The following is a 24,831-nucleotide window of genomic DNA, read 5'->3' as shown; positions in this document are numbered from 1 at the left end:
CCACCGCCACCGGGCGGTGTATTGCCTTCAATGGAGATGTTCAGTGAAAGCTGTATGGGGAATTGTTTTGTCGGCGCTGTTTGTGCCGACCCTGATGGCGCAGACTGCCGACCAGACGCTCTACCGTCAGGCGTATGACGCCGTACGGGCCAATGATCAGGCCCGTTTCCAGCAAATTCGTGCCCGTTTGACCCATTACCCCCTGCTCCCTTACCTCGATTACTATCAGCTCGCCTTTCGTCCGGGGGCAGCCGATTACAACGATGTGACCCGCTTTATCCGCCAGCATGGAGATACCCCCCAGTCCAACAGGCTGGAGCGCAGCTATCTGACCTATCTGGCCCAGAGCCAGCAGTGGTCGCAGTTCCTGCGCTTCTATCCGGCCAAGCCGAGCTCCACCGATCTGCTCTGCATGCACTATCAGGCGCTCTATTACACCGGCAAGCCGAAAGAGGCGTTGCAGGGGGCGGGCAAGATCTGGATGAGCGGTCAATCTCGCCCCGATGCCTGCTCCCCGCTGTTCCAGCTGTGGCAGGCATCCGGTCAGCGAACCCAGGAGAAGATCTGGCAGCGGATGACGCTGGCGTTCGAGGCGGAAAACCCCAATCTGATCCGCCACCTTGGCGCAACCCTGGGTAGCGGCTTGCAAAGCTATGGCGATCAGATGGTGACCCTGTTCGAGCAGCCCGCCAAGGCGATGAACCCGGCCTATTTCAGCAGCAACCCCTATTCCCGCAAGCTGCTCTCCCTCGGTTTGACCCGCTATGCCAATCAGGAGCCGGAGTCGGTGCTGCGTCAGCTTGCGCTGTTTCGCAGCCGTTTCGGCCTGACCCAGGCCGAGGTGAAACCGGTAGAGCGTGCGATTGCCCGCCGCCTGCTGCTGGATCGCTCCATAGCCCAGCGCAGCTGGGTCGACAGCACGGTGAAAAAGCTGGCGGATCCCGACATTACCGAGCTGCGGGCGCGACTGGCCATCTGGGAGCAGGATTGGCGTGGCCTCTCCGGCTGGGTGAAGATGATGCCGATGGCCCGTCAGAAAGAGGATCGCTGGCGCTACTGGATGGCGCGCTCCCTTGAGGTGCAGGGGCAGCAAAAACCGGCGCGGGATCTCTATCTGGAGACTGCCAACCTGCGTGGTTTCTACGGCTTTATGGCCGCCCAGCGCACCGGTGTGCCCTATCGCATCAAGAACCAGAGCGTCAAGCATGTTCCGGACTGGCGCACGGCCAGTCAGCGCTGGCCCTTCCTGTTGCGGGTGCGTGAGCTGCTGTCGATGAACGAGATTGCGGCGGCCCGCTCGGAGTGGATCCACAACATGGATCGCAATCCGGTGGCCCAGCGCATCGAGTTTGGTCATATCGCCCTCAATCAGGGCTGGCACGAGCTGGCCATTCTCGCCAGCATTCGCGCCGAAGCGTGGGATGCCCTCGACCTGCGCTTCCCGCTGCCGCTCAAACGCACCTTCTCCCAGATGGCGCAAGAGCGCACCATGAACACCAGTTTGCTCTATGCCATCTCCCGTCAGGAGAGTGCCCTCTATCCGCTGGCCCAGTCGCCGGTGGGGGCGCGCGGTCTGATGCAGCTGATGCCTGCTACTGCCAAAGAGACTGCCGGCAAGCTGGGGGTGCCCTATCGCAACGAGCAGCAACTGTTTGATCCGACGATGAATATTCGTCTGGGGAGCGCCTATCTCAAGCGCTTGCTGGATGTCTATGACGGCAACCGGATCCTGGCGGCGGCCGCCTACAACGCCGGGCCGGGACGGGTAAAACGCTGGCGAGAGCAGAGTGACAACAAGCCGATGGACGTGTGGGTCGAGAGCATCCCCTACAAGGAGACCCGCAACTACGTGCAAAACGTGTTGTCGTTCGATCTCATCTATCAGCACAAGCTGCAGCAGCCGCTGCGCTTCATGTCGGAGCGGGAGCTCAATCACGCCTATTGAGTCGGGGGCCGCCAGCCGGCCCCTGTTTTCAAATTTCCCTGCAGCCGGGTATCATCGGGTAAGGTTTTGTTACCAAAGGAAACATGCCTGGTGACCTGGCTCCGGGAATTGCATCAGGCCGCAGGGTATACTCGGGCGTCGGCACCGACAGGTTCCCCCACAATAAAGGAATGGATAGTGGCAACGATTAAAGACGTTTCTCAGCTGGCAAATGTGTCTATCTCCACCGTGTCGCGGGTTATCAACAACACGGCACAGGTAGCACCGGAAAAGCGTGAGGCCGTACTGGCGGCCATGAAGGAACTGAATTTTCGACCCAACAGTTTTGCCCAGGCACTGGTCAGCAAGCGTTCCAACTGCATTGGCGTGCTGGTTGGCGACCTCTGCGGCGGCCCCTTCTTTGCCCAGATGATGCGTGGCATCGAAACTATGGTCGATCAGGCCAACAAGTTCACCATCGTCATGTCTGGCAACCACGATATCGCGCGCGAGCGTCACGCCATTCAGGCGCTGCTGCAGCGCCAGTGCGATGCGCTGATCCTCCACAGCAAGGCGCTCCCAGACGAGGAGCTGAGCGAGCTGGCGGCAGGCTCTACCCCCATCGTGTTTATCAACCGTCAGGTGCCGGGCTCGGAAGATCGCTGCGTCTGGCTCGATAACCAGGCGGGGATCACCACCGCGTGCCAGCACTTGCTGGATGCCGGTCATCGCAATATCGCCTTTATCACCTCCGATGATGAAGAGTTTGTCGATGGTCAGCAGCGGATGGCCGGTTACACCCAGACCCTGGCCAGAGCCGGGATCGCCTTTGATCCTGCACTCGTCAGCCGCGCCTATGCCGACGAAAATGGCGGCTATGTGGCGATGAGTGAACTGCTGGCCCGTGGTGTCGAGTTCACGGCCGTGCTCGGTTTTAACGACGGTATGGTGGCGGGGGCGATCTCTTGCCTGCTGGAGCGGGGTTACAAGATCCCGCAGCAGGTGTCGGTGGTGGGGTTCGACGATATCCCCTACGCCCGCTACATCTATCCCAAGCTCACCACGGTGCGCTACCCCATCGAGGAGATGGGCAGCCGCGCTGCCGAGCTGGCGCTGCGTCTGCTCGATCACAAGCCGGTGGACGGCTTGGCGCTCAAGTTTGAAGCCCAGCTGGTGGAGCGTGAGTCAGTCGCCTGACGTGCGTCAAACAGTGAACAACAAGGTGGCCCCATCGGGGCCACACTCTTTTCTGCGTTATCTCTCTAATCCGCTATTTATCCCGCCAGGGCGATCCGCTGCTGGCGGCGCACCTCCACCCCTTCTGCCACCATATCGAGCAGCTGCCTTGTCTGTTCCCAGCCGATACAGCTATCGGTGATCGACTGGCCGTAGCGCAGCGGTTTGCTGCCGATATCCTGACGCCCTTCGCAGATAAAACTTTCCACCATGATGGCGGCGATGGCATGGCTACCAGCACCCAGCTGGTCGGCAATGTCACGGGCAACCAGCAGCTGGCGGGCATGCTGCTTCTGGCTGTTGCCGTGGCTGCAATCGATCATCAGGCGAGGGGAGAGATGATGCTGGAGCAGCTGCTCGCCAGCCTCTGTAACATGATTGCTCTGATAGTTGGGTTGGCGGCCACCGCGCAGGATCAGGTGGCAGTCGGGGTTGCCATGGCTGCGCACCAGTGCCAGCTGGCCATCACCGGAAGGTTGGGTATAGAGGTGGGCCGCCCGGCTGGCGAGGATTGCCTCGACTGCGATCCGGATATTGCCGTCGGTGCCGTTTTTAAAACCGATGGGGCAGGGGAGGGCGGAGGCTAGTTGGCGGTGGAGCTGGGATTCGGTGGTGCGGGCACCGATGGCGCCCCAGCTGATGAGATCCCCCAGATAGAGCATGCTGGTGAGATCGAGAAATTCGGTGGCACAGGCGAGCCCTTCCTGTCCAAGGGCCAACAGTAACTCGCGGGCCTGGGTTAGTCCCTTTTCCAGTTGATCGCTGCCATCGAGGTCGGGATCGAAGATAAATCCTTTCCAGCCGAGCGTCGTGCGCGGCTTTTCGAAATAGGTGCGCATCACCAGTTGCAGCTGCTCCCCGTATTGGCCCTGCAGTTCAGAGAGCCGGCCACCATAGTCGCGGGCGGCTGCCGGATCGTGAATGGAGCAGGGGCCGATCACCAGCAGCAGGCGATCATCCTCTCCTTGCAGAATATGGCGGGCTTGCTGTCGGCTGCGTGCAATCTGGCGAACGAGCCGTGCCGGACAGGGTCTTGCCTTTAACATCTCGTCAGGGGTGGGCAGGGTGGCAAGGGGTGAAGCATTCAGAAGTGAGGTGAACATGAGCGATCCTGATGACAAATGGAAATCTGCATGCTCTTTGCTGTCCAGTGGGGATCTTCCCCTTATTCTCTTGGTTAACAGAGCGCGGGCATGGGCCCGCGCTCTGTTATATCGGCCTTGGCTACCTTAGAAGCGGGCTGAGCCGCTGACGTAGTAGCTGCGACCCGGTTCGACGTTCTGGAAGACGGTGTCTTTCTCTTGCAGGCGCACGTCGGTCAGGTTGTTGATCCCCAGTCGCAGGTCAAAGTTCTCGGTGACCTTGAAGCCGGTGCCGAGATCGAAGGTCTGATAGCTGGGCAGCTTGTGCAGTACGACAACCTTGTTGACGGTCTGCTCGGCAAACTGGGTGCCGGTGTAGGTGGTGCCGACAAAGGCATTGACCCGCTCGGTAGCCTGCCAGGTGATCTTGGCGTTGGCCTTGTGCTCAGGCCGCTCGGGCAGAGCTTGGCCCTGATCGCCTTCCGCCTTGAGGTAGGTGTAGTTGGCGCCGAGGTTGATATTGTCGGTCAGGTCGAGCTTGCCGGTCAGCTCCAGCCCCTTGGTGGTGGCTTTCTCCAGGTTGTACCAGGTGCGGTCAGTGGAGTTCGGCAGCTGTTTGAAGGTGAGCATGTCGTCGATATCGGAGTAGAAGAGGGTGGCGCTGGTCTCCCAGATCCCTTGCCCTGCGATGACGCCCAGCTCGTAGTTGGTGCTGGTTTCCGGCTTGACCTTGTCGCTGCCATAGATGCGGCAGCTGCCGCCGCAGCTCTCGATGCTATAGCCGTTGGAGTACTGGTGCGGCGCCGGTGCCTTGAAGGCCTGGCTGACACCGCCTTTCACTGTCACCACATCGTTCATCTCATAGACCAGATAGCCGCGCGGGGTGAAGTGGCTGCCGTAGATCTCGTGGTGATCGTAACGGCCGCCCAGCGTGAAGGTCAGGCTGTCGGTCAGGCCAATTTCGTCCTGAGCGAACAGCGCCTCCTGAGAGTGACTCTCCTTGCCGCCGATATCCTTGTAGCTCACCGCATCCACCAGCTCCCGATCCAGATATTCACCACCCAGGGTCAGGTAGTGGTTGGCCAGCGCCAGGTTGGTGTAGCCCTTGAGGGTCAGGGTGTTCTCTTCCAGTTCGCGCTGCTGCGGGGCCGAGTAGCTGGTATTGAAATCATCGATCTGGGAGCTTTCATAGTTGGCCATGACGGTGGTGTCACCCCAGCTCCAGTTCCCCTTGTGGGTCAGACCAAACAGGTTGCGATCGTTTTGCTGCTGGCGGCTGTGCACCTTGTTTCCGGTTTTGCGGAAGATATCGAGAGGCCGCTCATCCTGGTTGTAGAGGTAATCCAGCTCGAAGCGCTGCTGCTCATCCACCAGCCAGCTCAGGGTGGAGGCGAAGTTGCGGGTCTGTTTGGCTTCGATAAGGGGGATGCCGTCAGCAGCTTCGGTGGGGGTCCAGGCTTGACGGTCATACACCTCGCCGTTCATCCGGATCAGCAGGTTGTCGGTCAGGGGGCCGGTAAAGCCCAGGTTGGTCCTGTGCTGATCGCCGCCATCCTTGCCCTCGATGGCCTTGAAGTCGGCATCAGCCGCCCCTTGCCAGGTTTTGCCCGGCTGTTTGGTGATGATATTGATGACACCACCGATGGCATCGGAGCCATAAAGTGCTGACATGGGACCACGGATCACCTCGACCCGCTGGATCATGCCAAGGGGGACCGGGGTGTTGTCGAAGTTGCCGCCGCGCCACAGGGCATTGGAGGAGGAGAGGCGTTTGCCATCCACCAGTACCAGCGTGTACTTGCCGGACATACCGCGAATGCCGATATCGCTACGGCCATTGGTGTCAGCTTCAGCCTGAATGCCCACTTCGTGGCGCAGCAGGTCGGCAAGATCATTGACGGGCGCGGCGGCGATCTGTTCGGCCGTGATGACAGAGATAGAGGCCGGTGCCGAGCGGGTATTGTGCGCCGTGGTGGTGACGGTGATCACTTCATCGGCTTGAGGCGCGTTGCTGGCGGCGATGGCTTGCTGGGTCAGCAGAGTGACGATGGTGGTGGCCAGCAGGCTGGGAGCAATAAAACGGGAGGTTGAGGATTTCATTATTTACATCTTCCATAATATACAAATGATAAGCGTTATCATTATCAAGTTGAATTTGCTCCGATCGCAACTCTTTTTTATCGGCGAAGTTCAGTTTCGTTCGTCACCCTCTTTTGACTAAAAAGAAGTTAATGAAATTGATTCTCATTTGTGTTGATCGTTTTTTCGCTCCTTGTTAGGATGCCGTTCACCCTGATATCTGGTGATTCAAATGACTCACATTAAGTCGTATCAGGCAGTGATTCATTCCAAGGAGTAGCACCGTCATGTGTGACCATGCACTGGAAGGAGAGTGGCCCGCCACAGCGGTCGGGCTGGATAAAGTGTGCTGTTTTGCCAGCGGTGACAGGGTACTGGTCGCCTCCGGTATCCACGACAGTTTTACCGGCATCCCGCCGGAGAAGCTGCTCGCCCATCTGCGTCAGTTGCGCCAGCAGGGGATGGTCAATCCCATCGCCATCGGCGCCATCCCTTTTGATACCCAATCCCCCTGGCATCTGGTGATCCCGGCGCAATCGCAGTGGGTCGCAAGGGATGCTCTGTTGCCAGCCCGCTGTTGTCAGCTTCGTGGCGAGGTGAGTGAAGTGACCGGCTCTGCCCACTATCAGGGGGCGGTGCGGGCGGCACTGCAGCAGTTCAGTGAGGGCCAGCTTGAGAAGGTGGTGCTGTCACGCGCCATCGACGTGCGGAGCGCAGAGCAGACCTCCCCCGCACACGCCTTTGGCTCTCTGCTGGCCCAGAATCCGGGCGCCTATGTGTTCCAGATCCCGCTGCCGGAGGGAGAGACCCTGCTTGGCGCCAGCCCCGAGCTGCTGGTATCGCGCAGCGAGATGGCGGTGGTGAGCAATCCACTGGCGGGCTCCCGTCCGCGCCACGCTTTTCCTGATCAACAGGCAGCCAGTGCCGAGCTGCTGGGGGCCCAGAAGGATCGCTATGAACATGCGCTGGTGGCCGATACGGTCGCTGCGGCCCTCGCTCCCTTCTGCCGCGAGCTGGATGTCCCCTTAGAGCCGCAGGTGATCGCCACTCCTACCATGTGGCACCTCTCGACCCGCATCGCTGGGCGGCTCCATGAACCCTCTCCCGTGCTGGCACTGGCGCTGGCGCTGCACCCGACGCCGGCGGTATGCGGCACGCCGCTCTCGGCTGCGCGTCAGGCCATCGCCCGGCTCGAGGGGTACGATCGCCGCTTCTACTGCGGCGCCGTCGGCTGGATGGATGCCGACGGCAATGGCGAGTGGGTGGTCACCATCCGCTGTGGCGTGCTGGCCGGCAGGCAACTGCGGCTCTATGCCGGCGCCGGGGTGGTGGTGGGCTCTTCGCCGGAAGCGGAGTGGCAGGAGACCGCCGCCAAGCTCGGCACCATGCTGCGCGCCTTCGGCCTCGAAAGCCGGGAGCCGGAGGTGACAACATGAAGCCACTGGTGCCCTTTACCCCCTGGCCCGCCGAGCTGGCAGCCCACTACCGGGCACAAGGGTGGTGGCGCGGGCAAGCGCTCACCGCCCTGCTCGATGAATCTGCCGAACGTTATCCCGAGCGCACGGCCCTGATCTGCGGCGAGCGAACCCTCAGTTATGGCCAGTTAAAGCGTGAGGTCGATGCGCTGGCGGCGCGGCTGGCCGCGTGCGGGTTGGGTCATGGCGATACTGCTCTGGTGCAGTTGCCCAACTGCGCCGAGTTCTATATCTGCTGGTTTGCCCTGATCCGCTGCGGCGTAGTGGCGGTGCATGCCCTCTACAGCCATCAGCGGCGCGAGCTGGTGGCCTTTGCTCGCCAGATTGAGCCCGCCTTGCTGGTACTCAGCCCCTCCCATCCCGGCTTTGCCGGTGAAGCGGGGAGCCTGGCAGCCCTTGATGAGCGGGTATCTCCCTCCTGCCAGACACTGCTGTTCGAGCAGGTAGAAGTGGGCGATCTTCAGTCAGGATTTGCATGGTGTCAGCCTGACCCGATAGCCCGTGCTGATGGTTCGCCGCTGACGGCTATCGCGCCAACTCCTACCCCGGCCGATCAAGTCGCTTTTTTCCAGCTCTCCGGCGGCAGCACCGGCACCCCCAAACTGATCCCCCGTACCCACGATGACTATGGCTACAGCGTGCGCCAGAGCGTAGCGGTGTGCGGTTGGGATGAGCGGGTGATCTATCTATGCGCTCTGCCAGCGCCCCACAACTTTCCCCTGAGCTCCCCCGGCGCACTCGGAGTGTTTTATGCCGGTGGCTGCGTGGTGCTGGCAAAGGATCCCTCTGCAGCAACCTGTCTGCCGCTGGTGCAGCGCCATCGGGTCAACTGGGCGGCGCTGGTGCCACCGGCTCTGGCGCTCTGGCTGGAGGCGGCCAGCCACTATCCGCAGACCTCTCTGGAGTGTGCGCAGGTGGGAGGTGCGCGCCTCAGCCCGGCTCATGCCGAGGCGGTGGCGAGCCGCCTTGGTTGCCGCTTGCAGCAGGTGTTCGGCATGGCCGAGGGGCTGGTCAACTACACCCGCACCGAGGATGACCAGTGGCACATCGTCAATACCCAGGGTTGTCCGATGAGCCCGGGCGACGAGGTGGAGGTGCGAGACAGCGACGGGCGCCCCTTGCCCGATGGCGAGTGCGGCGAGCTCTGGACGCGCGGCCCCTACACCTTTCGCGGCTACTTCAAGGCTGATGCCCACAATCAGCGTGCCTTCGACCGGGACGGTTTCTACTGCACCGGCGATCAGGTCTGCCGCTTGCCCGGTGGCCATCTGATGGTGGTGGGACGCAACAAGGATCAGATCAACCGGGGCGGAGAGAAGATCGACGCCCTCGAGATTGAAGAGCTGTTGCTGACCCACCCGGAAGTGCGGCAGGCGGCGCTGGTCGCCATGCCGGATCCCATGCTCGGGGAGCGCAGCTGCGCCTTTTTGATGTGCCGCGAGCCCCTCAATCTGCCCCGCTTGCGCCGTTTCCTGCGCGAGCAGGGGGTGGCCGATTACAAACTGCCCGATCGCCTGGTGCTGGTGGAGCAACTGCCCCACACCCCGGTCGGCAAGATAGACAAACAGACGCTGCGCGAGCAGCTCGCCAAGGAGTGTGCATGACCATTCAATCCCTCGCCGCCTACCCGCTGCCTACCGCTGAGGAGCTGCCAACCGGGCGGGTGAACTGGCCCTTCGAACCGGGCCGCGCCGCCTTGCTGGTCCACGATATGCAGCACTATTTCGTCGATTTCTACGGGCCGGACAATCCGCTGATCAATCAGGTCATCGACCATATCGCCACCCTGATCCGTCAGGCGCGAGCTCTTGGCATGCCGGTGGTCTATACCGCCCAGCCCGCCGAGCAGAGCCTGGCCGATCGGGCGCTACTTAACGACATGTGGGGGCCGGGACTGACCCGGGCGCCGGAGCGTCAGCCGATTGTTCCGGCGCTGGCACCCGAGCCGCAGGATACGGTGCTGACCAAGTGGCGCTACAGCGCTTTTTGTCGCTCACCGCTGGCGGAGCTGATGGCCGGATGGGGGCGGGATCAGCTGGTGATCTGTGGCATCTACGGTCATATCGGGGTGATGCAGACGGCGGTCGATGCCTTTATGCGTGATATCCGCCCCTTCCTGGTGGCTGATGCCATCGCCGACTTTTCCCGCGAGGATCATCTGCTGGCGCTCTCCTATGTCAGCCGCAATGCCGGTCGGGTGATCACCGTGGCCGAGGTGATGGCGGTCAGCAAACGCCCTCTGACCCGGGAGTCGCTGCGTGCTCAGGTGCTGGCGCGGCTGCCCGCCGAGATGCAGCAGGAGCAGCCCACCGAGGATGACAACCTGCTCGACTACGGTCTCGACTCGCTGGCTGTGATGGGGCTGGTGGAAGAGTGGCGTCAGCAGGGGCTGGTGGTGGAGCTGGCCGAGCTGGCCCGCACGCCGACCCTGGCTCACTGGTGGGCGCTCCTCTCCCGTCAGCTTCACGTCAGTCAGGCCACGGCTTATCAGGCCAACGAAGAGCACGTCAGCGAACCGGAGTGCACCCTATGAGTGAGTGGCAAGGCAGAACCGTCTGGGTGACCGGCGCAGCGCAGGGAATTGGCCATGCGGTGGCACGCACCTTTGCCGAGGCGGGGGCCAGCGTGGTGGCGTTCGATCGGCAACTGGCCGAGGCGCTGCCCGGCAACGTGAGGGAGGTGACTCTCGACGTGAGCGACAGCGAAGCCGTGACCCGCGGCTGCGAACAGCTGCTGGATGAGGGGTTGGGGCCCGATGTGCTGGTCAATGTCGCCGGCGTACTGGCGACCGGCAGGCTCGATGAGGTGGATGACGCCCTCTTGCAGCGCACCTTCGCCATCAACACCTTCGCCCCCTTCTACCTGATGCGGGCCCTGACCCCCTGGTTTAAGGGGCGGCGCAGGGGCGCCATTGTCAATGTTTCCTCCAATGCCGGTCGAGTACCGCGAGTGGGGATGGGCATCTATGGCGCCTCCAAGGCGGCGCTGACCAGCCTCACCCGAACGGCGGGGTTGGAGCTGGCTCCCTACGGTGTGCGCTGCAATCTGGTGTCGCCGGGCTCAACCCGTACCCAGATGCTGTACGGCATGTGGCAGGAGGGGGAGGCGGCGCAGCGGGAAGGGGAGCTGCGCACCATCGCCGGCCTGCCCGGGCAGTTCAAGCTGGGGATCCCCCTTGGCAAACTTGGGACCCCCGACGAGGTGGCTGCCTGCGTGCTGTTTCTCGCCTCCGATGCGGCCAGCCATGTCACCCTGCAGGATCTGGTGGTCGATGGCGGTGCCACCTTGGGGGGCTGATCTTCGGCCTGCCGGTGTAGTGGGTACGACACTCTCTTTATGGAGGAGGCCTGGCCTCCTCGCTTTTCAGCCATGCGGGCAGGGGCAAGCCGCTGCCCGCCCGATGTTTGCGCAAGGACATTCCCATGGAACAGACAATGGCGATGCGTGCCATCCACCAGCGTGGGGAGCAGCCGCGCTGGTCGCTTACCACCGCTCAGGCGGGCATCTGGTTTGCCCAGCAAAAATATCCGCAGAGCCCCGCCTGCAATACCGGCGAGTACTGGCTGCTGGAGGGGGCGCTGGCTCCCCATCACTTCACCCGCGCGGTGCGCCAGACTATCGACGAGATCCCCGGTCTGCACTGCGCATTTGTGGCTACTGCCGATGGCCCGCAGATGGTGGCCAACCCCGCTTGCTGGCAGCTGGCAGAGCGGGATCTGCGTAGCGAAGCCGACCCGCTTGCGGCCGCGCAGGCCGAGATGCGTGCGCAGTTGGCCGTCCCCTTCAATCTGGCCGGGGGGCCGCTGTTTGCCACTACGCTCTATCGCCTTGGCGAGGGGCGGTGGGCCTGGTTTATCGCCGTGCACCATATCGCCATCGACGGCTTTGGCCTGAGCCTGCTCTGCCAGCGGGTGACAAATTGGTATGAGGCGCTCTGTGCCGGCGAGCAGCCTGCCCCCTGTCGTTATGCGACCCAGCAGGAGTTGCTGGCTGAAGAGGCGGCCTATCAGGATTCGCCACGTGCCGCGCGGGATCGCGATTTCTTCGTGCAGCAGTTGGCCGGGGTGGAGAACCCGGCGTCGCTCTCCCGCCGTCCGGTGCAAGGGCCGGGCCCCACATATCGTCTTGAGCAGCGGCTTGCTGGCCGCCAATGGCAGGCACTGGTAGAGCGAGCGAGTCGCACGGCCTGTCACCCCTACAGCCTGCTGCTGGCGGCGGTGGCCAGCTATGTGCAGCGGATGAGCGGCGCTGGCGAGGTGGTGCTGGGTATTCCGCTGATGGGGCGGCTGGGCTCAGCGGCGGCCGATACCCCCTGCATGAAGGTCAATGTGGTGCCCCTGCGCATCGAGCTGAGCGGCACCAGCCGGGTAGGGGAGTTGCTGGCACAGGTCGAGCGGCAATTTGCCGCCTTGCGCCGTCATCAGGGCTGCCGTCAGGAGTGGTTGCAACAGCGTCAGCCGGGCCAGCCGCTGTTTGGCCCTCAGGTCAATTTGATGCCCTTTGCCCGCACCCTCAGCTTTGGTGAAGGACACAACCAGGTTCGTGGTGAGGTGCAGGTGCTGGCGGCGGGGCCGGTGGAGGAGTGCGCCTTCTACTTTGCCGAGGAGGCAGGCGCTATGACCCTGACCCTCGAAACCCGTCAGGGGCGCTTCAGCCATCAGGAGAGCGAGCGTCATCTGGCCCGGCTGGTCGCCTATCTGGCGGCCTGGAGTGAGGCGGGTGACGAGGCCCTGGCGGTGCGTTTGCCGCTGCTGCTGCCCTGCGAGCAGGCTGAGCTGGCGCGCTGGAACCAGACCGACCATCCGCTGCCGACCACTACCCTGAGCGCACTGCTGGCCGAGGGGTTGGCGGCGGCGGATCAGAGCGCCATCGCGCTGGAGTGTGGCGCCGAGCGCTGGAATGTGGCCGAGCTGCGCCAGCGAACCCGCCAGTTGGCCAGCTATCTGGCGGGGAGGGGCGTGGGCCCCGGTTGTCGGGTGGCGGTGGTGATCCCGCGCGCTCCCGAGCTTATTCTCGCCCAGCAGGCCATCATGGCGGTGGGGGCCGTCTATGTACCCGTTGACCCGGACTACCCGGCGGAGCGGATCGGCTACATTCTCGCCAGCAGCGATCCTGCGCTGGTGTTGACCAGCCATACGCTTCAGATGCCGCTCGACGTGGCGGCGCCACTTGTCTGCCTCGATGCTCCCGGTGTGGCAGAGCAGCTGGCGGCGGTAGAGTTGGCTACGACAGTACCTTGTGAGCTGCCAGCCCCCAAACCGGAAGATGCGGCCTACATCATCTACACCTCCGGCTCGACCGGTCGGCCCAAAGGGGTGGTGGTGAGCCATGGTGCCATCGTCAACCGGCTGCTCTGGATGCAGCACATGTATCCCATCGGCCCGGCGGATCGGGTGCTGCAAAAGACCCCGGCCGGTTTCGATGTCTCCATCTGGGAGTTTTTCTGGCCCTTTATGACCGGGGCGCGGCTGGTGCTCGCCAAACCGGGCGGCCACAAGGATCCCGCCTACCTTGCCGAGCTGATTGAGCAGGCCGGGATCACCACCTTGCACTTTGTTCCCTCCATGCTGCAGATCTTTGTCACTCAGGCCGAGCCTGCGCGTTGCCGCGCCCTGCGGCAGGTATTTTGCTCCGGCGAGGCGCTGCCCGCGGATCTGGTGCAGCGCTGGTATGGAACATTTTCAGCCCCCCTGCACAACCTCTATGGCCCGACCGAGGCGGCGGTGGATGTCACCTGGTATCCCTGTCGGGCAGACGAGGCGGTGACCAGCGTGCCCATCGGCTATCCGGTCTGGAATACCAGCATCCACATTCTCGACCCCTGGTTGCAGCCGGTGCCCCCCGGTGTGGCGGGGGAGCTCTGGATCGGCGGCGTACAGGTGGCGGAGGGCTACTTTGGCCAGCCCGAGCTCACCGCCGAGCGCTTTATTGCCAACCCCTTCGGAGCGGGACGGCTCTATCGCAGCGGCGATCTGGCCGCCTGGCGCGAGGATGGCGCCATCGAGTATCTGGGGCGCCTCGATTTTCAGGTGAAGATCCGTGGCCAGCGCATCGAACTGGAGGAGATCGAGCAGGTGCTGCTGTGCCATCCCCGGGTGGCGCAGGCGGTGGTGCTGGCCCCTGAATTTGCCCCCGGCGATCGCCGTCTGGTGGCCTATGTGGTGACCGCAGATAGCAGAGAGCTGACGCTGGCCGAGCTGGCACCCGCCCTTGGCGCGGCGTTGCCCGACTACATGGTACCGGGGCTCCTGGTAAACCTGGCCAAGCTGCCGCTTACCCCCAATGGCAAGCTGGATCGCAAGGGGTTGCCGCTGCCCGATATGGCGTCAGTGGTCGGTCAGACATTGCCGAAAAACCTGCTGGAGGAGCGGCTCTGTCGCCTCTTCGCCGAGATACTGGGGCTGGCGCGGGTCGGCGCCGACGATAACTTCTTTGCCCTCGGCGGCCACTCCCTGCTGGCGGCGCAGTTGGTGGTGCGTATTGAGGAATCAATAGGACAGGGTCTCACTCTGGCTAGCCTGTTCGAAGCGCCGAGCCCCGCCCAGCTGGCGCGTCGTCTTGGCGGCGAGCGGGAGGCCATGCCCATGCTGTTGCCCTTGCGGGCGCCCGGTGCGCAGTCTGGCACATCGTGCCCCACCCTCTTTTGCGTCCACCCCGCAGGGGGGCTCGGCTGGTGTTATGCGCCACTGGTGCCCCATCTGCCGGCCGACATGGCCGTCTATGCCCTGCAGGCGCGGGTGCTCTGTCAGCCGGATGCGCCGCTGCCCGCCAGCTTCGACGAGTTGGCACTCGACTATGTGACCGAGCTGCGCCGTCAGCAGAGCGAGGGGCCCTACTGGCTGCTCGGCTGGTCCCTCGGGGGCATGCTGGTGCACCGGATGGCCGCCATGCTGCAAGAGCAGGGACAAGAGGTGGCCATGGTGCTGCTGCTCGATGCCTACCCCTGTCAGCAGTGGCAGACCCAGCCGTTGCCCGACGAGCAGCGGATGCTCGATGCGCTGCTGCGGATGGGAGGCATTGCGGTTGCGGACGATGCGCTCGATTCCCTTACTCGTGACGAGGTGGTGGCCCGGCTGGGGGCAGAGGGGAGTGCGTTGGCCATGCTCGACGAGCAGATGGTGAGCGCGATGATTGAGCTGGTGGGCCACAACAACCGGCTAATCCGTCAGCCGGTCGACTACTGCTACCACGGGGAGGTGATCTTTATCGAGGCGTCAGCCTCCCGCCAGCCCTGGCTGGATGGACGCGGTTGGGAGTCGCTGACAAAAGGGGAGATCCGCTATGAGCGCTTCCCCTGTCTGCATCAGGAGATGGTGCATCCCGACTGGCTGGCGAAGATCGGCGCCCTTATTTGTGAGCGGGTCTATGGGGTCGGGCAACAACCGCACATCCGGCAGGAGGGGGACGCATGACCCCTGTTGCCGCCATCCGGGAAGCTTTGTTGGCGGGCAAACTGGTGGGGCTGGGGGAACCGCATTGGCACCCAGATTATATCCGGCGCCAGCACGCCTGGCTGTGCGATCCGGCGCTCTGGGGAGTCATGACCGATCTGGTGCTGGAGTGCGGCAACCGCCGCCATCAGGGCTTGCTCGATGCCTGGCTGACGGGGCAGGAGAGCTGGCAGGGTGAGCCGCTGACGCTGGCACGGCTCTATCCGGTCTGGCTTGACTCCTGCGCCTTTCCCGCCTGGATGGCCCCCGAGTTTCCGGCTCTCTTTTCCGCTCTGCGCCAGAGCAATCTGGCGCGCCCCGAACATGTGCGGCTGCGGGTGCATCTCTGCGAGCCCTTATTCGAGTGGCAGGAGATGAGCCCGGAGCTATGGCAGCAACACAACAGTGGGCGGGATCTGGCGCTGGCCGACTATCTTCTTGCACTTCCCGCCCGCGGCGTGGTGGTGCTGGCGGGGGCGCGTCATCTGCTCAAAGTCGCTGGGGATCCCCACTTTGCGCAGCCGACGCTGGGCCAGTTGCTGGAGGCCGCACGGCCGGGTTGGCTGCAGGTGCTTCACCCTTGGCCAATGGCTGATGGAAAGGGAGATGAGGAAGAGGAGCGAGTGTGCGAGCTGGCCGATATCACAACTGCCGACCTCTATCCCCACTGGCCAGAGCATCCGCCGCTGGAGACTCTTATCGACAGGTTGGTGCGCGTGGCTGACCGGGGGCGGGAGATGCGAATTTGCCCCACCTTGCTGGCCGAGCCCTGGCGCAGCCGCTTGCTGAGTCGCGCTCACTTGCTGCCAGCTGGCATGGCCCGCCAGCTGCAACAGTGGCTGGCGTAACTGCTGGTTGGAGTAACGGCGGACCGAAGTAACAGCTAACTGAAGTAACTGCTGACTTGAGTAACTCAATGGGGGAGCAAGGCTCCCCTTTTTCACATTTGGCATCCTGCGTTCAGTGCTGCAAAGTTGCACCATTTACGGCATACCTTGCCACTCATCGCCGAAAATTCAGCTCCTTCGTTACTTTAAAGAAGTTTCTACTGGTCTTACCTGAGTAAATCCCTTTGCTTTTTATTTAACAAGGTATTTACATCTAGGTGTCACCAGCATCGGTGACGCTCACAACGGCAAGGAGCCAGTTATGACCCATGTCGACATCCCTTTCCTTCGTTACCTCGATGCGGAAGGGTGCCCGGTCGCCACCTTACCGACCTGGCTGGACAAGGCGATACTGCACACCTTCTACCGCAATATGGTGATGGTGCGCAGCTATGACAAAAAAGCGATTGCGCTGCAACGAACCGGCAAACTCGGTACTTTTCCCTCCCATCTCGGCGCAGAAGCCGTGGGGATTGGCATTGGGCTCGCCATGCAGCCGCAGGATGTCTACGTTCCCTACTATCGGGACATGCCCACCCTCTATGTGCGGGGCGTGCCGATGGAGAAGAACCTGCAATATTGGGGCGGTGACGAGCGGGGCAGTTATTTTCTCAAACCCGATGGGACTCCCTCTGAAGATCTCCCCATCTGCGTTCCCATCGCCACCCAGATCACCCACGCCTGCGGTATTGCCTCGGCTTTCAAACTGCGTAATCAACCGCGGGTTGCCGTGGTCACCATCGGTGACGGCGGCACCTCCAAGGGGGATTTTCTGGAGGGGCTCAACTGCGCCGGTGTCTGGCACCTGCCGATGGTGATCATCGTCAACAACAACCAGTGGGCCATCTCGGTGCCGCGCAAGCTGCAATCGAGCGCTCCTACGCTGGCCCAAAAGGGGATTGGTGCAGGGGTGCGCAGCCTGCAGGTGGATGGCAACGATGTGGTTGCGGTCTACGATGCCGCCCGCAGTGCCGTCGAGCGGGCCCGCAGCGGCAAGGGGCCGACCCTGATAGAAGCGGTCAGTTATCGCCTCGGCGATCACACCACGGCCGACGATGCCACTCGCTATCGAGATGGGGCCGAGGTCGAGGCCGCCTGGGCGAAAGAGCCGGTCAAGCGGCTGCGCCAGTTTATGCATAGCAAAGGCTGGTGGGATGAAGAGCAGGAGCAGAGCCTGCTGGCGGAGGCTACCCGAGAGGTAGAACAGGCGGTCGCCCGTTATGAGGCGATGGCGCCCCAGCCGCCGGAGGCGATGCTCGATTATCACTACGCCAGCCTGCCCGCCGAACTCATGCCCCAGCGCGAGCGAGTGATTGCCAAGGGGATGAAGCAGGAGGTTGGCCATGAGTGAGATCAGTCTGCTGGAAGCGGTCAACATGGCCCTTCACTACGAGATGGAACACGACCCGGATGTGGTGGTACTGGGCGAGGATGTGGGGGTCAACGGCGGGGTGTTTCGCGCCACCGTTGGCCTGCGCGACAAGTTCGGTTTTAAGCGGGTGATCGACACGCCGCTGGCCGAGGGGCTGATCGCCGGGGTGGCGGTCGGTATGGCCACTCAGGGGCTCAAGCCGGTGGCTGAGTTCCAGTTTCAGGGTTTCATTTTCCCCGGTATGGAGCAGATCATCTGTCAGGCGGCGCGGATGCGAAACCGTACCCGTGGCCGCCTCTCCTGTCCCCTTGTCTATCGCTCCCCGTATGGCGCGGGCATCCATTCGCCGGAGCATCACAGCGAAAGTGTCGAGGCGCTGTTTGCTCATATTCCAGGGCTGCGAGTTGTGATCCCCTCCAGCCCGAGACGCGCCTATGGCCTGCTGCTCTCGGCCATCCGCGATCCGGATCCCGTGATGTTTTTCGAACCGGACCGCATTTATCGCTCGATGAAATCCGAGGTGGTGGATGACGGTGTCGGCCTGCCGCTGGATGTCTGCTTTACCCTGCGCCCGGGCCGGGATATCACGGTAGTGGCCTGGGGAGCCTGCATTCAGGAGGTGATGCGGGCGGCGAACCTGTTGGCCGAGCAGGATATCCAGTGCGAGGTGCTGGATCTGGCCACCATCAAGCCGCTGGATATGGAGACCATCCTCACCTCGGTACGCAAGACCGGCCGTTTACTGGTGGTACACGAGGCGTGTGGCAGCTTCGGGGTCGGGGCCGAAATTGTGGCGCGGGTGACCGAGCAGGCACTTCCCAGCCTCAAGGCGCCACCCAAACGGTTGACCGGGGTGGATGCCGCCGTCCCCTACTATCGCAACGAGGCGTATTACCTCATCACCGAGCAGGATATCGCCGATGCCGCTCACCAGCTGATGGAGAACCAGTGGCTATGAAATTTTTCAAATTACCGGATCTGGGTGAAGGGTTGGCCGAAGCCGAGATCGTCGAGTGGAAGGTGAGTACCGGTGATACCGTTGCGGTCGATCAGGTGCTTTTGTCGGTGGAAACGGCCAAGGCGCTGGTGGATGTGCCCTCTCCGGTGGCCGGGGTGATTGCCCGTCTCTGTGGCGCCGAGGGGGATATCCTCCATATCGGTGCGCCGCTGGTGGAGTTCGAGGGGGGCGAAGATGATGGCACCGTGGTGGGCAAGGTGAGCGCCCATCAGCAACATATCGAGGATCACTTCGTGGTGGGGGCCATTGCCCCGGGGGGATCGCTGGTGCAAGCCATGCCTGCCGTGCGCCTGCTGGCACAAAAACTGGGTCTGGATATCGAGCGGATCAAGGGGAGTGGCAGCGGCGGCATGGTGACCGAGCTGGATGTGCAGCAGGCATTCGAGGGCCAGCAGAGCAGTGGCAACGAATTCCTCAAAGGGTCGCGGAGGGCCATGGCCAAGGCGATGGAGCTCTCTCATCAGACTGTGGTGCCGGTCAGCATCACCGACGAGGTGGATTTGCGTCACTGGCGGCCTGATGAGGATGTGACGGTGCGCCTTATCAAGGCCATTGGCGTGGCGTGCTGCGCCGAGCCCTCGATGAACGCCTGGTTCGATGGCGACACCCTGTCACGGCGTCTGTTTAAAGAGGTCAATGTAGCCATCGCGGTGGATTCAAAACATGGCCTCTATGTGCCGGTGATGGAGAACGTGGCCGAGCGGGAGGGGGCGGATATCCGGCAGGGGCTGGATCGGATGATCGCCGATGTGAAGGCGCGCGCCGTGCCGCGCGAGATGTTGCAGGGGGCGACCATTACGCTCACCAACTTCGGCGCCATCGCAGGCCGTTATGCCAGCCCCATCGTCACGCCGCCGCAGGTGGCCATCATAGGGGCAGGCAAACTGTTCGAAAAAGTGGTGTTCATCCATGGGGAGGCTCGCCCCGTCAGGGCATTGCCGCTGTCGATGACATTTGACCACAGAGCCTGTACTGGCGGGGAGGCGGCTCGTTTTCTCAGAGCGCTGGTCGAAGCGTTGGAAGCGGCCACCTTATAACGGTTTGTGCCCTGTCATTGGCAGGGCACAAATTTGTTTGCGTAATCTACAAAGCCACGTATAATCCAAACCAGCTTGAAAGGGCGATAGTTATGTCAATGAATACGATGTTTCACATCTTGTCCTGTTGTTCATAAGTTAATCCCGTTTTTTGAGCTTTACCCGCTGAAAAGCATAAGTAATTATTTTGAATACAGGTTTAAAAGATATGTCTAACATGATCACCGGTACCGTTAAGTTTTTCAACGAAACCAAAGGTTTTGGCTTCATCCAGCAAGAAAACGGCCCGGACGTTTTCGTTCACTTCAGCGCCATTCAAGGTAACGGTTTCCGTACCCTGGCTGAAGGTCAGCGCGTACAGTTCTCTGTGACCCAAGGTCAGAAAGGCCCGCAGGCTGAGAACGTAACCGCTCTGTAATTCTTACAGAATTTAAGAAAGCCGTGGTACCTCTGGTGCCACGGCTTTTTGTTTATCTGGCTTTTGCTACTGACTCCCATGTGCTGAATCATGCTGCTATCGTTCCTGCTTGCTGCCACCTTGACTCCGACGTCCGATGCGCCGGTACCGGTTCAATCGGCGATGGAAGCGCAGGTGATCTGCCAGCAATTTGTCCAGGTCCGAATAGGCGCTGCGCTGCAACCTGATGAGGTGAATGCGCGACTGGTGCCTGAAAGGGAGGGGGAGTGGCTGGTGGATGGCAAAGTAAAAGGACCCGAAGGTCCTTTGCTGTTTGCCTGTCATCTTCACCAAGGGGAGCGCTGGGAGCTACTCAACTTTTCACTCTGGGCACCACAGCCGGTCAAAGCGGTTTGAGTGCGACCAGCAGATGTTGCAGGTGTTCAACCATGGTCATGCCAAACGGGGTGAGATAGCCGCCATCTTCTGCGCTGATGAGCCCCTGTTGATGCAGACGGGCTGCCGCTTGGCACAACTCTTCAGACATATCGCTGCGTAATTTAATCCCCAGGCTCATGTTGGCCGGATCAAAGCATGCCAGTATTTTCAAATCGTTCACGAATTCGTTAGAAACCTGGTCGATCCCAATCATGGATTTACTCCTTACGCTAAAGATGTATGCAAACTAGCATCCCCAGATCCACTTTAGTGGGCGCTGGCTCAAATTATTGATCTTTGACTGGATGCTGCGTTTCAAATGCTGTTTTTTTCGGCGTAATCAGATGGTTGGCTGACAGCTTCGCCAAGGACCGAGCCGGACCAAACGTGGTAGGATAGGGCTCTTCTTTATATCGGACGGTCTATTGGTGGCTGTTCGCCCTGTTCAAGGTATCGCTCATGGTCAAGATCACTCTGGTATCCCTGCTGCATTCACTTTGTGCCCGCTTTCCGGTTTACCCCGCTGCTTCGTTGACGTCCCTGCTGGATGCCCATCAGGGCGAGGTGTGGTTGCCTGCACGCAAGGGGGCCGACATTGCACTGTTGCGCAAGCATGCCAAGGGGGCTCATGAGCTGGCGTCACTCGATGCGGGCTGGTGTGATTTTGCCGCCAGCGACAGCGGTGATACGCCCGAGCTGGATGCACTGGCCAACTACGACAGCGAGATGATGGATAACCTGCTGATGTACTGGCACACCGCCGCCAAGATCAACAGCCCGATCACCGATAACCTGTTCGAGCTGCGTCGCGAAGTGGTGGATGAAGCCCACGGTGCCAAACTCGCTGCCGCCTGGGAGCAACAACAACAGCTGCGTTTTGAGCAGCTGATAGCGATGGCGGCCAATGGCCGGGATCTGCTCTGCTTTGTCGAAGTGGAGTCCGCCTACTGGCTGCGGCAAAAGCTGAGCGAGCAGCCTGATGTGGAGCTGATCACCCCTGCGCTGTAAAAGGGGCAATATGATGGCTGGCGGTCTCGTTATCGAGGAGGCTGCTCTATCCTTATTGGCGTCATTGCCCTCCCCATCCGGTGCCAAGGGGCTGCAAGCTGGACAAGCTGACGACAAGATGTGAACATGGCGCCCTTTATCGAGAGAGAGACTTGGCCAATGAGCTATGAACTGAGCGACACCGAGCGCAATGCCGCGCTGCAACTGAACGCTGATTACCGTTACGATCACTTCATCAGCAAGCTGGTCGAGCATGAAGAGCTGTTCGTCCTGACTGACGAGCATGGCGTCATGATGCTGACCACCGACGATGAAGATTGCATCCCGGTATGGCCGCACCCGGAGTACGCCAAGGCGTGGGCTGAAGGCGAGTGGGCCGATTGCAAGCCGCAGTCCATCACCCTGAAGGTATGGCTGGAGCGCTGGGTTGACGGTATGGAGCAGGACGAGCTGTGTGTTGCCGTGTTCCCGACCCCGGATCAGGAAGGCATCGTGCTGGAGCCGGCTGACGTGGCTGACGCCATTGCCGAGAAGCAGGCCAAACGCGGCTGATAACCGCTCGATTCGCAACACCGGTTGCCAACAAAGACCCTGCTATCTGGTGGGGTCTTTGTTTTAGGTCTGTTTGCCAAATGAGTTGTCGCTATCAGGGCTGGCGATAAGTGGTGTCGATGATGGGCTCGGCCGGGAAAGTCTTGCCGATCTTGATGGCTGCCCTGGTCTCGGATTTTAGCTCTTCATCAATCCACAGCAGACCGCCATAGCTGTAACCGCTGTTGTCGCCCCCAAGAGGCCAGTAAAGCTGCTCGCTCTTGGGTGTTGCAGGTACTTTTGGCAGTTTTATCCAGCGCCAGGCGCCTTCCCGGGTGTAGGGCACCTGATAGGCGGGGACGAAGCTTGCCAGCTCATAGAGCCGCTGCTGGATCTGCCGTGACAGGGCCGCCTTTTTGGCAAAGTCGAACTCCTTGTCATACTGCTCCACCAGAGCCGTGATGGCATCGTCATCGATGTTCATGATGTTGTTGGTCTGGGGCTTGTTGGCGTTGACCTTGTGGAAGAACTCCCAATAGGCGGGATAGCGGCTGCCCGCCCAGGCCATCCAGGCGCTCTGGTGCTTTTTCTCCAGCATCGATTTGAAACCGGCCGATGCATCCATCAGGTTGAGCTCCAGATTAAGCCCCGCCTTCTTGGCCTCTTCCCGCAACAGCGTGAGCCGCTGGGCATGCTCTGCGGTGGTGTAGGTGATGGCGAGGGTCAGTGACTGCCCCTTGTCGTTTTGCAAAATCCCCTGTGGCCCTACCTTGTTAAAGCCTGCCTTGGCAAAGTATTCCCGTGCCAGTTTGGGATCGAACGGACGGGCCTTGATCTCGCTGTTGGTAAACTCACCCTGACCTGAGCCATAACTGTTGAGTCGCTGGTAATCCCCCCGCAGCAGGGTGGTGAGCATCTTGTCGAGGTTGAGGGCATGCTGGATCCCTAGCCGCACATCTAGATTATTCAGCAGCGGATCTGCGGTGTTGAGATAGAGCCCCATTGGCGATTGCGGGGTCTGGTTGTAGAACCAGGTACGCGCGATATAACCCTTCTCGAACTCCGCGGTTTTGGTCTTGTCGTGCCACCAGTTGGGCATCACCAGCGGGAAGGTGTCGAGATCGCCGCGCAGGAAGTGCTGCCAGGCGATGTTCAGATCCCTGAGCACCTTGATCTCGATCCGCGCAGGATTGAAGCGATGCTGGAAGTAGCGCTCGTCATCCCCCCACCAGTTTTCAATCCGTTTGAAGGTGACCGATTTGCCCTTTTTCACCTGATCGATCTGATAAGGACCGGTGACTGGCAACACCTTCCAGTTGTACTCCTTGACCCAGTTGGCGGTGAGCTTGATGGCGTGGCTCGGCTCCGGGCTGATGGGCAGTGACTCGAGCAAATCCTGGCGGCTCTTTTCGGTACCGCTGGTGATGGCCAGGGTGTGATCATCAAACTTGGTGATATCGGCTATCTGGGTGCTGTAGTAGTTGTTGTACCAGGGGTCGTTGATCTCCTTGCTGCGCATCATCTTGAGGGTAAAGAGCCAGTCATCGGCGGTCACCGGTTGGCCGTCTGACCAGCGCGCTTTGGGATTGATGCGAAAATAGAGGGTCTTGTTGTCGGCGCCGAAGGCCCACTCGTTTGCCAGCATCGGCATGGGGTTGCCGGTGACGGGGTGGGTGCTCAGCAGTGGCAGGTTGGTTTCCCGCACGTAACCGGCAAAGCCGCCGTTGGAGTCGGGGCCATATTTGCGCAGGGTCAGGGGGAAGCTGGTCATAAAGGTGCGAAAGGTGCCGCCGCGCTTGGCGGCCGGATCGGCATAGAGAGGATCCTGGTTGTTGCTCTCCCACTTCAAGTCAGCGGGCAGCGTGGCACTCCAGCCAAACGGGCTCCAGCACAGGGCTAGGGTGATGGCGGTGGCGCGAATGATAGGGGAGAGTCGGCGCTCCCCGGCGGTGATGGTCGATGGCATGTCCTTGCTCTCCTGAAGTCTGCTTCCTGCAGATCACGCACTGGTGATGTCAGTCCCGATGGGGACTGGCTCATCATGAGAATTTTATCCTGTCAGGTCAATGAAATAGCGTGAATTAGCGGGCGGCCTAGGCCGCAACGCAGTGCAGGATGATCCCCCTGGCCGCGATGGCTGCCCGCATGGGGACGGGCAGGGCATCGTCGGTAACCAGCACGTTGATCTGGCCCGGCGCGCCAAGCTGGCTCGGGTGGATGGCGCCGAACTTGCTGCTGTCGGTGATGACCACATTGGTCATCCCCTTGGCCAGCACGCTGTTGACCACGTCGGCCCGCATCATGTCGCGGCCGGTGAAACCCATCTCGGGATGAAAACCGTCGACCCCGATAAAGGCCTTGGAGAAGTGCACCTGCTCGATGCAAAGGCGCGTGAGCGGCCCCACCACGCTCTCGCTCTGATGCTGGAACAGCCCGCCGAGCAGCACCACCTGAGCCGGGGTATCTTTGAGCAGATGGGCGATATAGCTGCTGATGGTGATGATGGTGACCCGTTTGTGCAGGGCCAGATGTCGCGCCAGCATGGCGTTGGCGCTGCCCCCCTCGATAAAGACCGTCTCGCCATCTTCCACCAGCTGGGCGGCCCGCTCGGCGAGGTGCTCCTTGAGCAGGTAATTGATGTTCATCCGGGCATCCGGGTCATCGGTCTCCAGCGCCATGGCCGAGCCGTGTACCCGTCTGAGCAGTCCCTGCTTCTCCAGCGCGGTGAGGTCGTTGCGCACCGTCACCTCAGACACGCCTGTGTGTCGGGAGAGTTCACTCACGCTCATCTTGCGAGCCTGATGGACCAGAGTGAGGATCAGTTGGTGGCGTGGATTCATGGTGCGCTCACATGCAAGGTGGTGGATAGCGGCAAGCCACCCGTGGGGTGGCTTGCCAATCATATGACGTCACTGGC

Annotated in this window: 20 protein-coding genes; 15 read left to right on the top strand and 5 right to left on the bottom strand. The window is 61.5% G+C overall.

Going from position 1 to position 24,831, the window contains the following annotated elements; genetic code table 11:
* Positions 1–43 precede the first annotated feature (43 nt).
* Together ACW5XC_RS04545 and ACW5XC_RS04540 are read left to right on the top strand one after the other, a co-directional pair.
* Positions 44–1,945: a transglycosylase SLT domain-containing protein gene (locus tag ACW5XC_RS04545; RefSeq protein ID WP_040066126.1), complete on the top strand. Its 1,902-nt coding sequence runs from the start codon at positions 44–46 to the stop codon at positions 1,943–1,945.
* 177 nt (positions 1,946–2,122) lie between these two features.
* Entirely contained in the window at positions 2,123–3,121 is a 999-nt protein-coding gene (locus ACW5XC_RS04540) for a LacI family DNA-binding transcriptional regulator (protein ID WP_042052705.1), read from the top strand.
* 77 nt (positions 3,122–3,198) lie between these two features.
* On the opposite strand, the gene ACW5XC_RS04535 is transcribed toward ACW5XC_RS04540, so the two are convergent.
* Positions 3,199–4,263 carry a 3-deoxy-7-phosphoheptulonate synthase gene (locus ACW5XC_RS04535; RefSeq protein WP_042052708.1) on the bottom strand — a complete coding sequence of 355 codons (1,065 nt, stop codon included), beginning with the start codon at positions 4,261–4,263 and terminating at the stop codon, positions 3,199–3,201.
* A 126-nt stretch (positions 4,264–4,389) separates the two neighbouring features.
* Complete coding sequence (locus ACW5XC_RS04530) at positions 4,390–6,342, bottom strand: TonB-dependent receptor domain-containing protein (RefSeq protein ID WP_042052709.1); 1,953 nt, start codon at positions 6,340–6,342, stop codon at positions 4,390–4,392.
* A gap of 266 nt (positions 6,343–6,608) precedes the next feature.
* On the opposite strand from ACW5XC_RS04530, the gene ACW5XC_RS04525 reads away from it, so the two are divergent.
* The 11 genes from ACW5XC_RS04525 to ACW5XC_RS04475 all read left to right on the top strand — a co-directional run bounded on the left by ACW5XC_RS04525 (position 6,609) and on the right by ACW5XC_RS04475 (position 20,354).
* The gene (locus ACW5XC_RS04525) at positions 6,609–7,757 is read left to right on the top strand and encodes an isochorismate synthase (RefSeq protein WP_042052711.1); all 1,149 of its coding nucleotides are present in this window, start codon (positions 6,609–6,611) and stop codon (positions 7,755–7,757) included.
* Positions 7,754–9,400, top strand: a complete 1,647-nt coding sequence (locus ACW5XC_RS04520) for a (2,3-dihydroxybenzoyl)adenylate synthase (protein WP_042052712.1) — start codon at positions 7,754–7,756, stop codon at positions 9,398–9,400. The genes ACW5XC_RS04525 and ACW5XC_RS04520 overlap by 4 nt, the downstream gene beginning before the upstream one ends.
* Positions 9,397–10,329 carry an isochorismatase family protein gene (locus ACW5XC_RS04515; protein WP_042052713.1) on the top strand — a complete coding sequence of 311 codons (933 nt, stop codon included), beginning with the start codon at positions 9,397–9,399 and terminating at the stop codon, positions 10,327–10,329. The genes ACW5XC_RS04520 and ACW5XC_RS04515 overlap by 4 nt, the downstream gene beginning before the upstream one ends.
* On the top strand, positions 10,326–11,093 hold the full coding sequence (gene dhbA / locus ACW5XC_RS04510) for a 2,3-dihydro-2,3-dihydroxybenzoate dehydrogenase (RefSeq protein ID WP_042052715.1): 768 nt from the start codon (positions 10,326–10,328) through the stop codon (positions 11,091–11,093). Before ACW5XC_RS04515 ends, dhbA begins: the two co-directional genes overlap by 4 nt.
* 125 nt (positions 11,094–11,218) lie before the next feature.
* Entirely contained in the window at positions 11,219–15,208 is a 3,990-nt protein-coding gene (locus ACW5XC_RS04505; RefSeq protein WP_042052716.1) for a non-ribosomal peptide synthetase, read from the top strand.
* On the top strand, positions 15,205–16,074 hold the full coding sequence (locus ACW5XC_RS04500) for a hypothetical protein (RefSeq protein ID WP_042052717.1): 870 nt from the start codon (positions 15,205–15,207) through the stop codon (positions 16,072–16,074). Before ACW5XC_RS04505 ends, ACW5XC_RS04500 begins: the two co-directional genes overlap by 4 nt.
* A 301-nt stretch (positions 16,075–16,375) precedes the next feature.
* Complete coding sequence (pdhA, locus tag ACW5XC_RS04495) at positions 16,376–17,464, top strand: pyruvate dehydrogenase (acetyl-transferring) E1 component subunit alpha (RefSeq protein ID WP_042052718.1); 1,089 nt, start codon at positions 16,376–16,378, stop codon at positions 17,462–17,464.
* Complete coding sequence (locus ACW5XC_RS04490; RefSeq protein ID WP_021231077.1) at positions 17,457–18,443, top strand: alpha-ketoacid dehydrogenase subunit beta; 987 nt, start codon at positions 17,457–17,459, stop codon at positions 18,441–18,443. Before pdhA ends, ACW5XC_RS04490 begins: the two co-directional genes overlap by 8 nt.
* Positions 18,440–19,540, top strand: coding sequence for a dihydrolipoamide acetyltransferase family protein (locus ACW5XC_RS04485; RefSeq protein ID WP_042052719.1), 1,101 nt, complete (start codon positions 18,440–18,442; stop codon positions 19,538–19,540). Before ACW5XC_RS04490 ends, ACW5XC_RS04485 begins: the two co-directional genes overlap by 4 nt.
* Before the next feature lie 208 nt (positions 19,541–19,748).
* Positions 19,749–19,958: a cold-shock protein gene (locus tag ACW5XC_RS04480; protein ID WP_005302803.1), complete on the top strand. Its 210-nt coding sequence runs from the start codon at positions 19,749–19,751 to the stop codon at positions 19,956–19,958.
* A gap of 90 nt (positions 19,959–20,048) precedes the next feature.
* Complete coding sequence (locus tag ACW5XC_RS04475) at positions 20,049–20,354, top strand: hypothetical protein (RefSeq protein ID WP_042052720.1); 306 nt, start codon at positions 20,049–20,051, stop codon at positions 20,352–20,354.
* Here ACW5XC_RS04475 and ACW5XC_RS04470 read toward each other — a convergent pair.
* Positions 20,341–20,589 (bottom strand): TIGR02647 family protein, encoded by a 249-nt coding sequence (locus ACW5XC_RS04470; protein WP_005334209.1) that lies wholly within the window; start codon positions 20,587–20,589, stop codon positions 20,341–20,343. The genes ACW5XC_RS04475 and ACW5XC_RS04470 overlap by 14 nt on opposite strands.
* Positions 20,590–20,834: 245 nt before the next feature.
* Here ACW5XC_RS04470 and ACW5XC_RS04465 point away from each other — a divergent pair, with 245 nt between their 5' ends.
* Entirely contained in the window at positions 20,835–21,383 is a 549-nt protein-coding gene (locus tag ACW5XC_RS04465; protein WP_042052721.1) for a hypothetical protein, read from the top strand.
* A 159-nt stretch (positions 21,384–21,542) separates the two neighbouring features.
* Positions 21,543–21,935: a DUF2750 domain-containing protein gene (locus ACW5XC_RS04460; RefSeq protein WP_005334204.1), complete on the top strand. Its 393-nt coding sequence runs from the start codon at positions 21,543–21,545 to the stop codon at positions 21,933–21,935.
* Between the two features lie 94 nt (positions 21,936–22,029).
* On the opposite strand, the gene ACW5XC_RS04455 is transcribed toward ACW5XC_RS04460, so the two are convergent.
* Both ACW5XC_RS04455 and ACW5XC_RS04450 read right to left on the bottom strand, forming a co-directional pair.
* On the bottom strand, positions 22,030–23,880 hold the full coding sequence (locus ACW5XC_RS04455) for an extracellular solute-binding protein (RefSeq protein WP_042052722.1): 1,851 nt from the start codon (positions 23,878–23,880) through the stop codon (positions 22,030–22,032).
* A 127-nt stretch (positions 23,881–24,007) separates the two neighbouring features.
* Entirely contained in the window at positions 24,008–24,754 is a 747-nt protein-coding gene (locus ACW5XC_RS04450; RefSeq protein WP_042052959.1) for a DeoR/GlpR family DNA-binding transcription regulator, read from the bottom strand.
* Positions 24,755–24,831 lie beyond the last annotated feature (77 nt).

The sequence above is a fragment of the Aeromonas sp. 25-AL00135 genome, assembly GCF_054052385.1.
This window is presented reverse-complemented; position numbering and strand designations above follow the sequence as displayed.

Excerpts from the sequence above, each read along its gene's own strand:
- ACW5XC_RS04535 (WP_042052708.1), bottom strand. The coding sequence starts at position 4,263 with ATGTTCACCTCACTTCTGAATGCTTCACCCCTTGCCACCCTGCCCACC.
- ACW5XC_RS04530 (WP_042052709.1), bottom strand. The coding sequence starts at position 6,342 with ATGAAATCCTCAACCTCCCGTTTTATTGCTCCCAGCCTGCTGGCCACC.
- ACW5XC_RS04525 (WP_042052711.1), top strand. The coding sequence starts at position 6,609 with ATGTGTGACCATGCACTGGAAGGAGAGTGGCCCGCCACAGCGGTCGGG.
- ACW5XC_RS04520 (WP_042052712.1), top strand. The coding sequence starts at position 7,754 with ATGAAGCCACTGGTGCCCTTTACCCCCTGGCCCGCCGAGCTGGCAGCC.
- ACW5XC_RS04515 (WP_042052713.1), top strand. The coding sequence starts at position 9,397 with ATGACCATTCAATCCCTCGCCGCCTACCCGCTGCCTACCGCTGAGGAG.
- dhbA (WP_042052715.1), top strand. The coding sequence starts at position 10,326 with ATGAGTGAGTGGCAAGGCAGAACCGTCTGGGTGACCGGCGCAGCGCAG.
- ACW5XC_RS04505 (WP_042052716.1), top strand. The coding sequence starts at position 11,219 with ATGGAACAGACAATGGCGATGCGTGCCATCCACCAGCGTGGGGAGCAG.
- ACW5XC_RS04500 (WP_042052717.1), top strand. The coding sequence starts at position 15,205 with ATGACCCCTGTTGCCGCCATCCGGGAAGCTTTGTTGGCGGGCAAACTG.
- pdhA (WP_042052718.1), top strand. The coding sequence starts at position 16,376 with ATGACCCATGTCGACATCCCTTTCCTTCGTTACCTCGATGCGGAAGGG.
- ACW5XC_RS04490 (WP_021231077.1), top strand. The coding sequence starts at position 17,457 with ATGAGTGAGATCAGTCTGCTGGAAGCGGTCAACATGGCCCTTCACTAC.
- ACW5XC_RS04485 (WP_042052719.1), top strand. The coding sequence starts at position 18,440 with ATGAAATTTTTCAAATTACCGGATCTGGGTGAAGGGTTGGCCGAAGCC.
- ACW5XC_RS04480 (WP_005302803.1), top strand. The coding sequence starts at position 19,749 with ATGTCTAACATGATCACCGGTACCGTTAAGTTTTTCAACGAAACCAAA.
- ACW5XC_RS04475 (WP_042052720.1), top strand. The coding sequence starts at position 20,049 with ATGCTGCTATCGTTCCTGCTTGCTGCCACCTTGACTCCGACGTCCGAT.
- ACW5XC_RS04470 (WP_005334209.1), bottom strand. The coding sequence starts at position 20,589 with ATGATTGGGATCGACCAGGTTTCTAACGAATTCGTGAACGATTTGAAA.
- ACW5XC_RS04465 (WP_042052721.1), top strand. The coding sequence starts at position 20,835 with ATGGTCAAGATCACTCTGGTATCCCTGCTGCATTCACTTTGTGCCCGC.
- ACW5XC_RS04460 (WP_005334204.1), top strand. The coding sequence starts at position 21,543 with ATGAGCTATGAACTGAGCGACACCGAGCGCAATGCCGCGCTGCAACTG.
- ACW5XC_RS04455 (WP_042052722.1), bottom strand. The coding sequence starts at position 23,880 with ATGCCATCGACCATCACCGCCGGGGAGCGCCGACTCTCCCCTATCATT.
- ACW5XC_RS04450 (WP_042052959.1), bottom strand. The coding sequence starts at position 24,754 with ATGAATCCACGCCACCAACTGATCCTCACTCTGGTCCATCAGGCTCGC.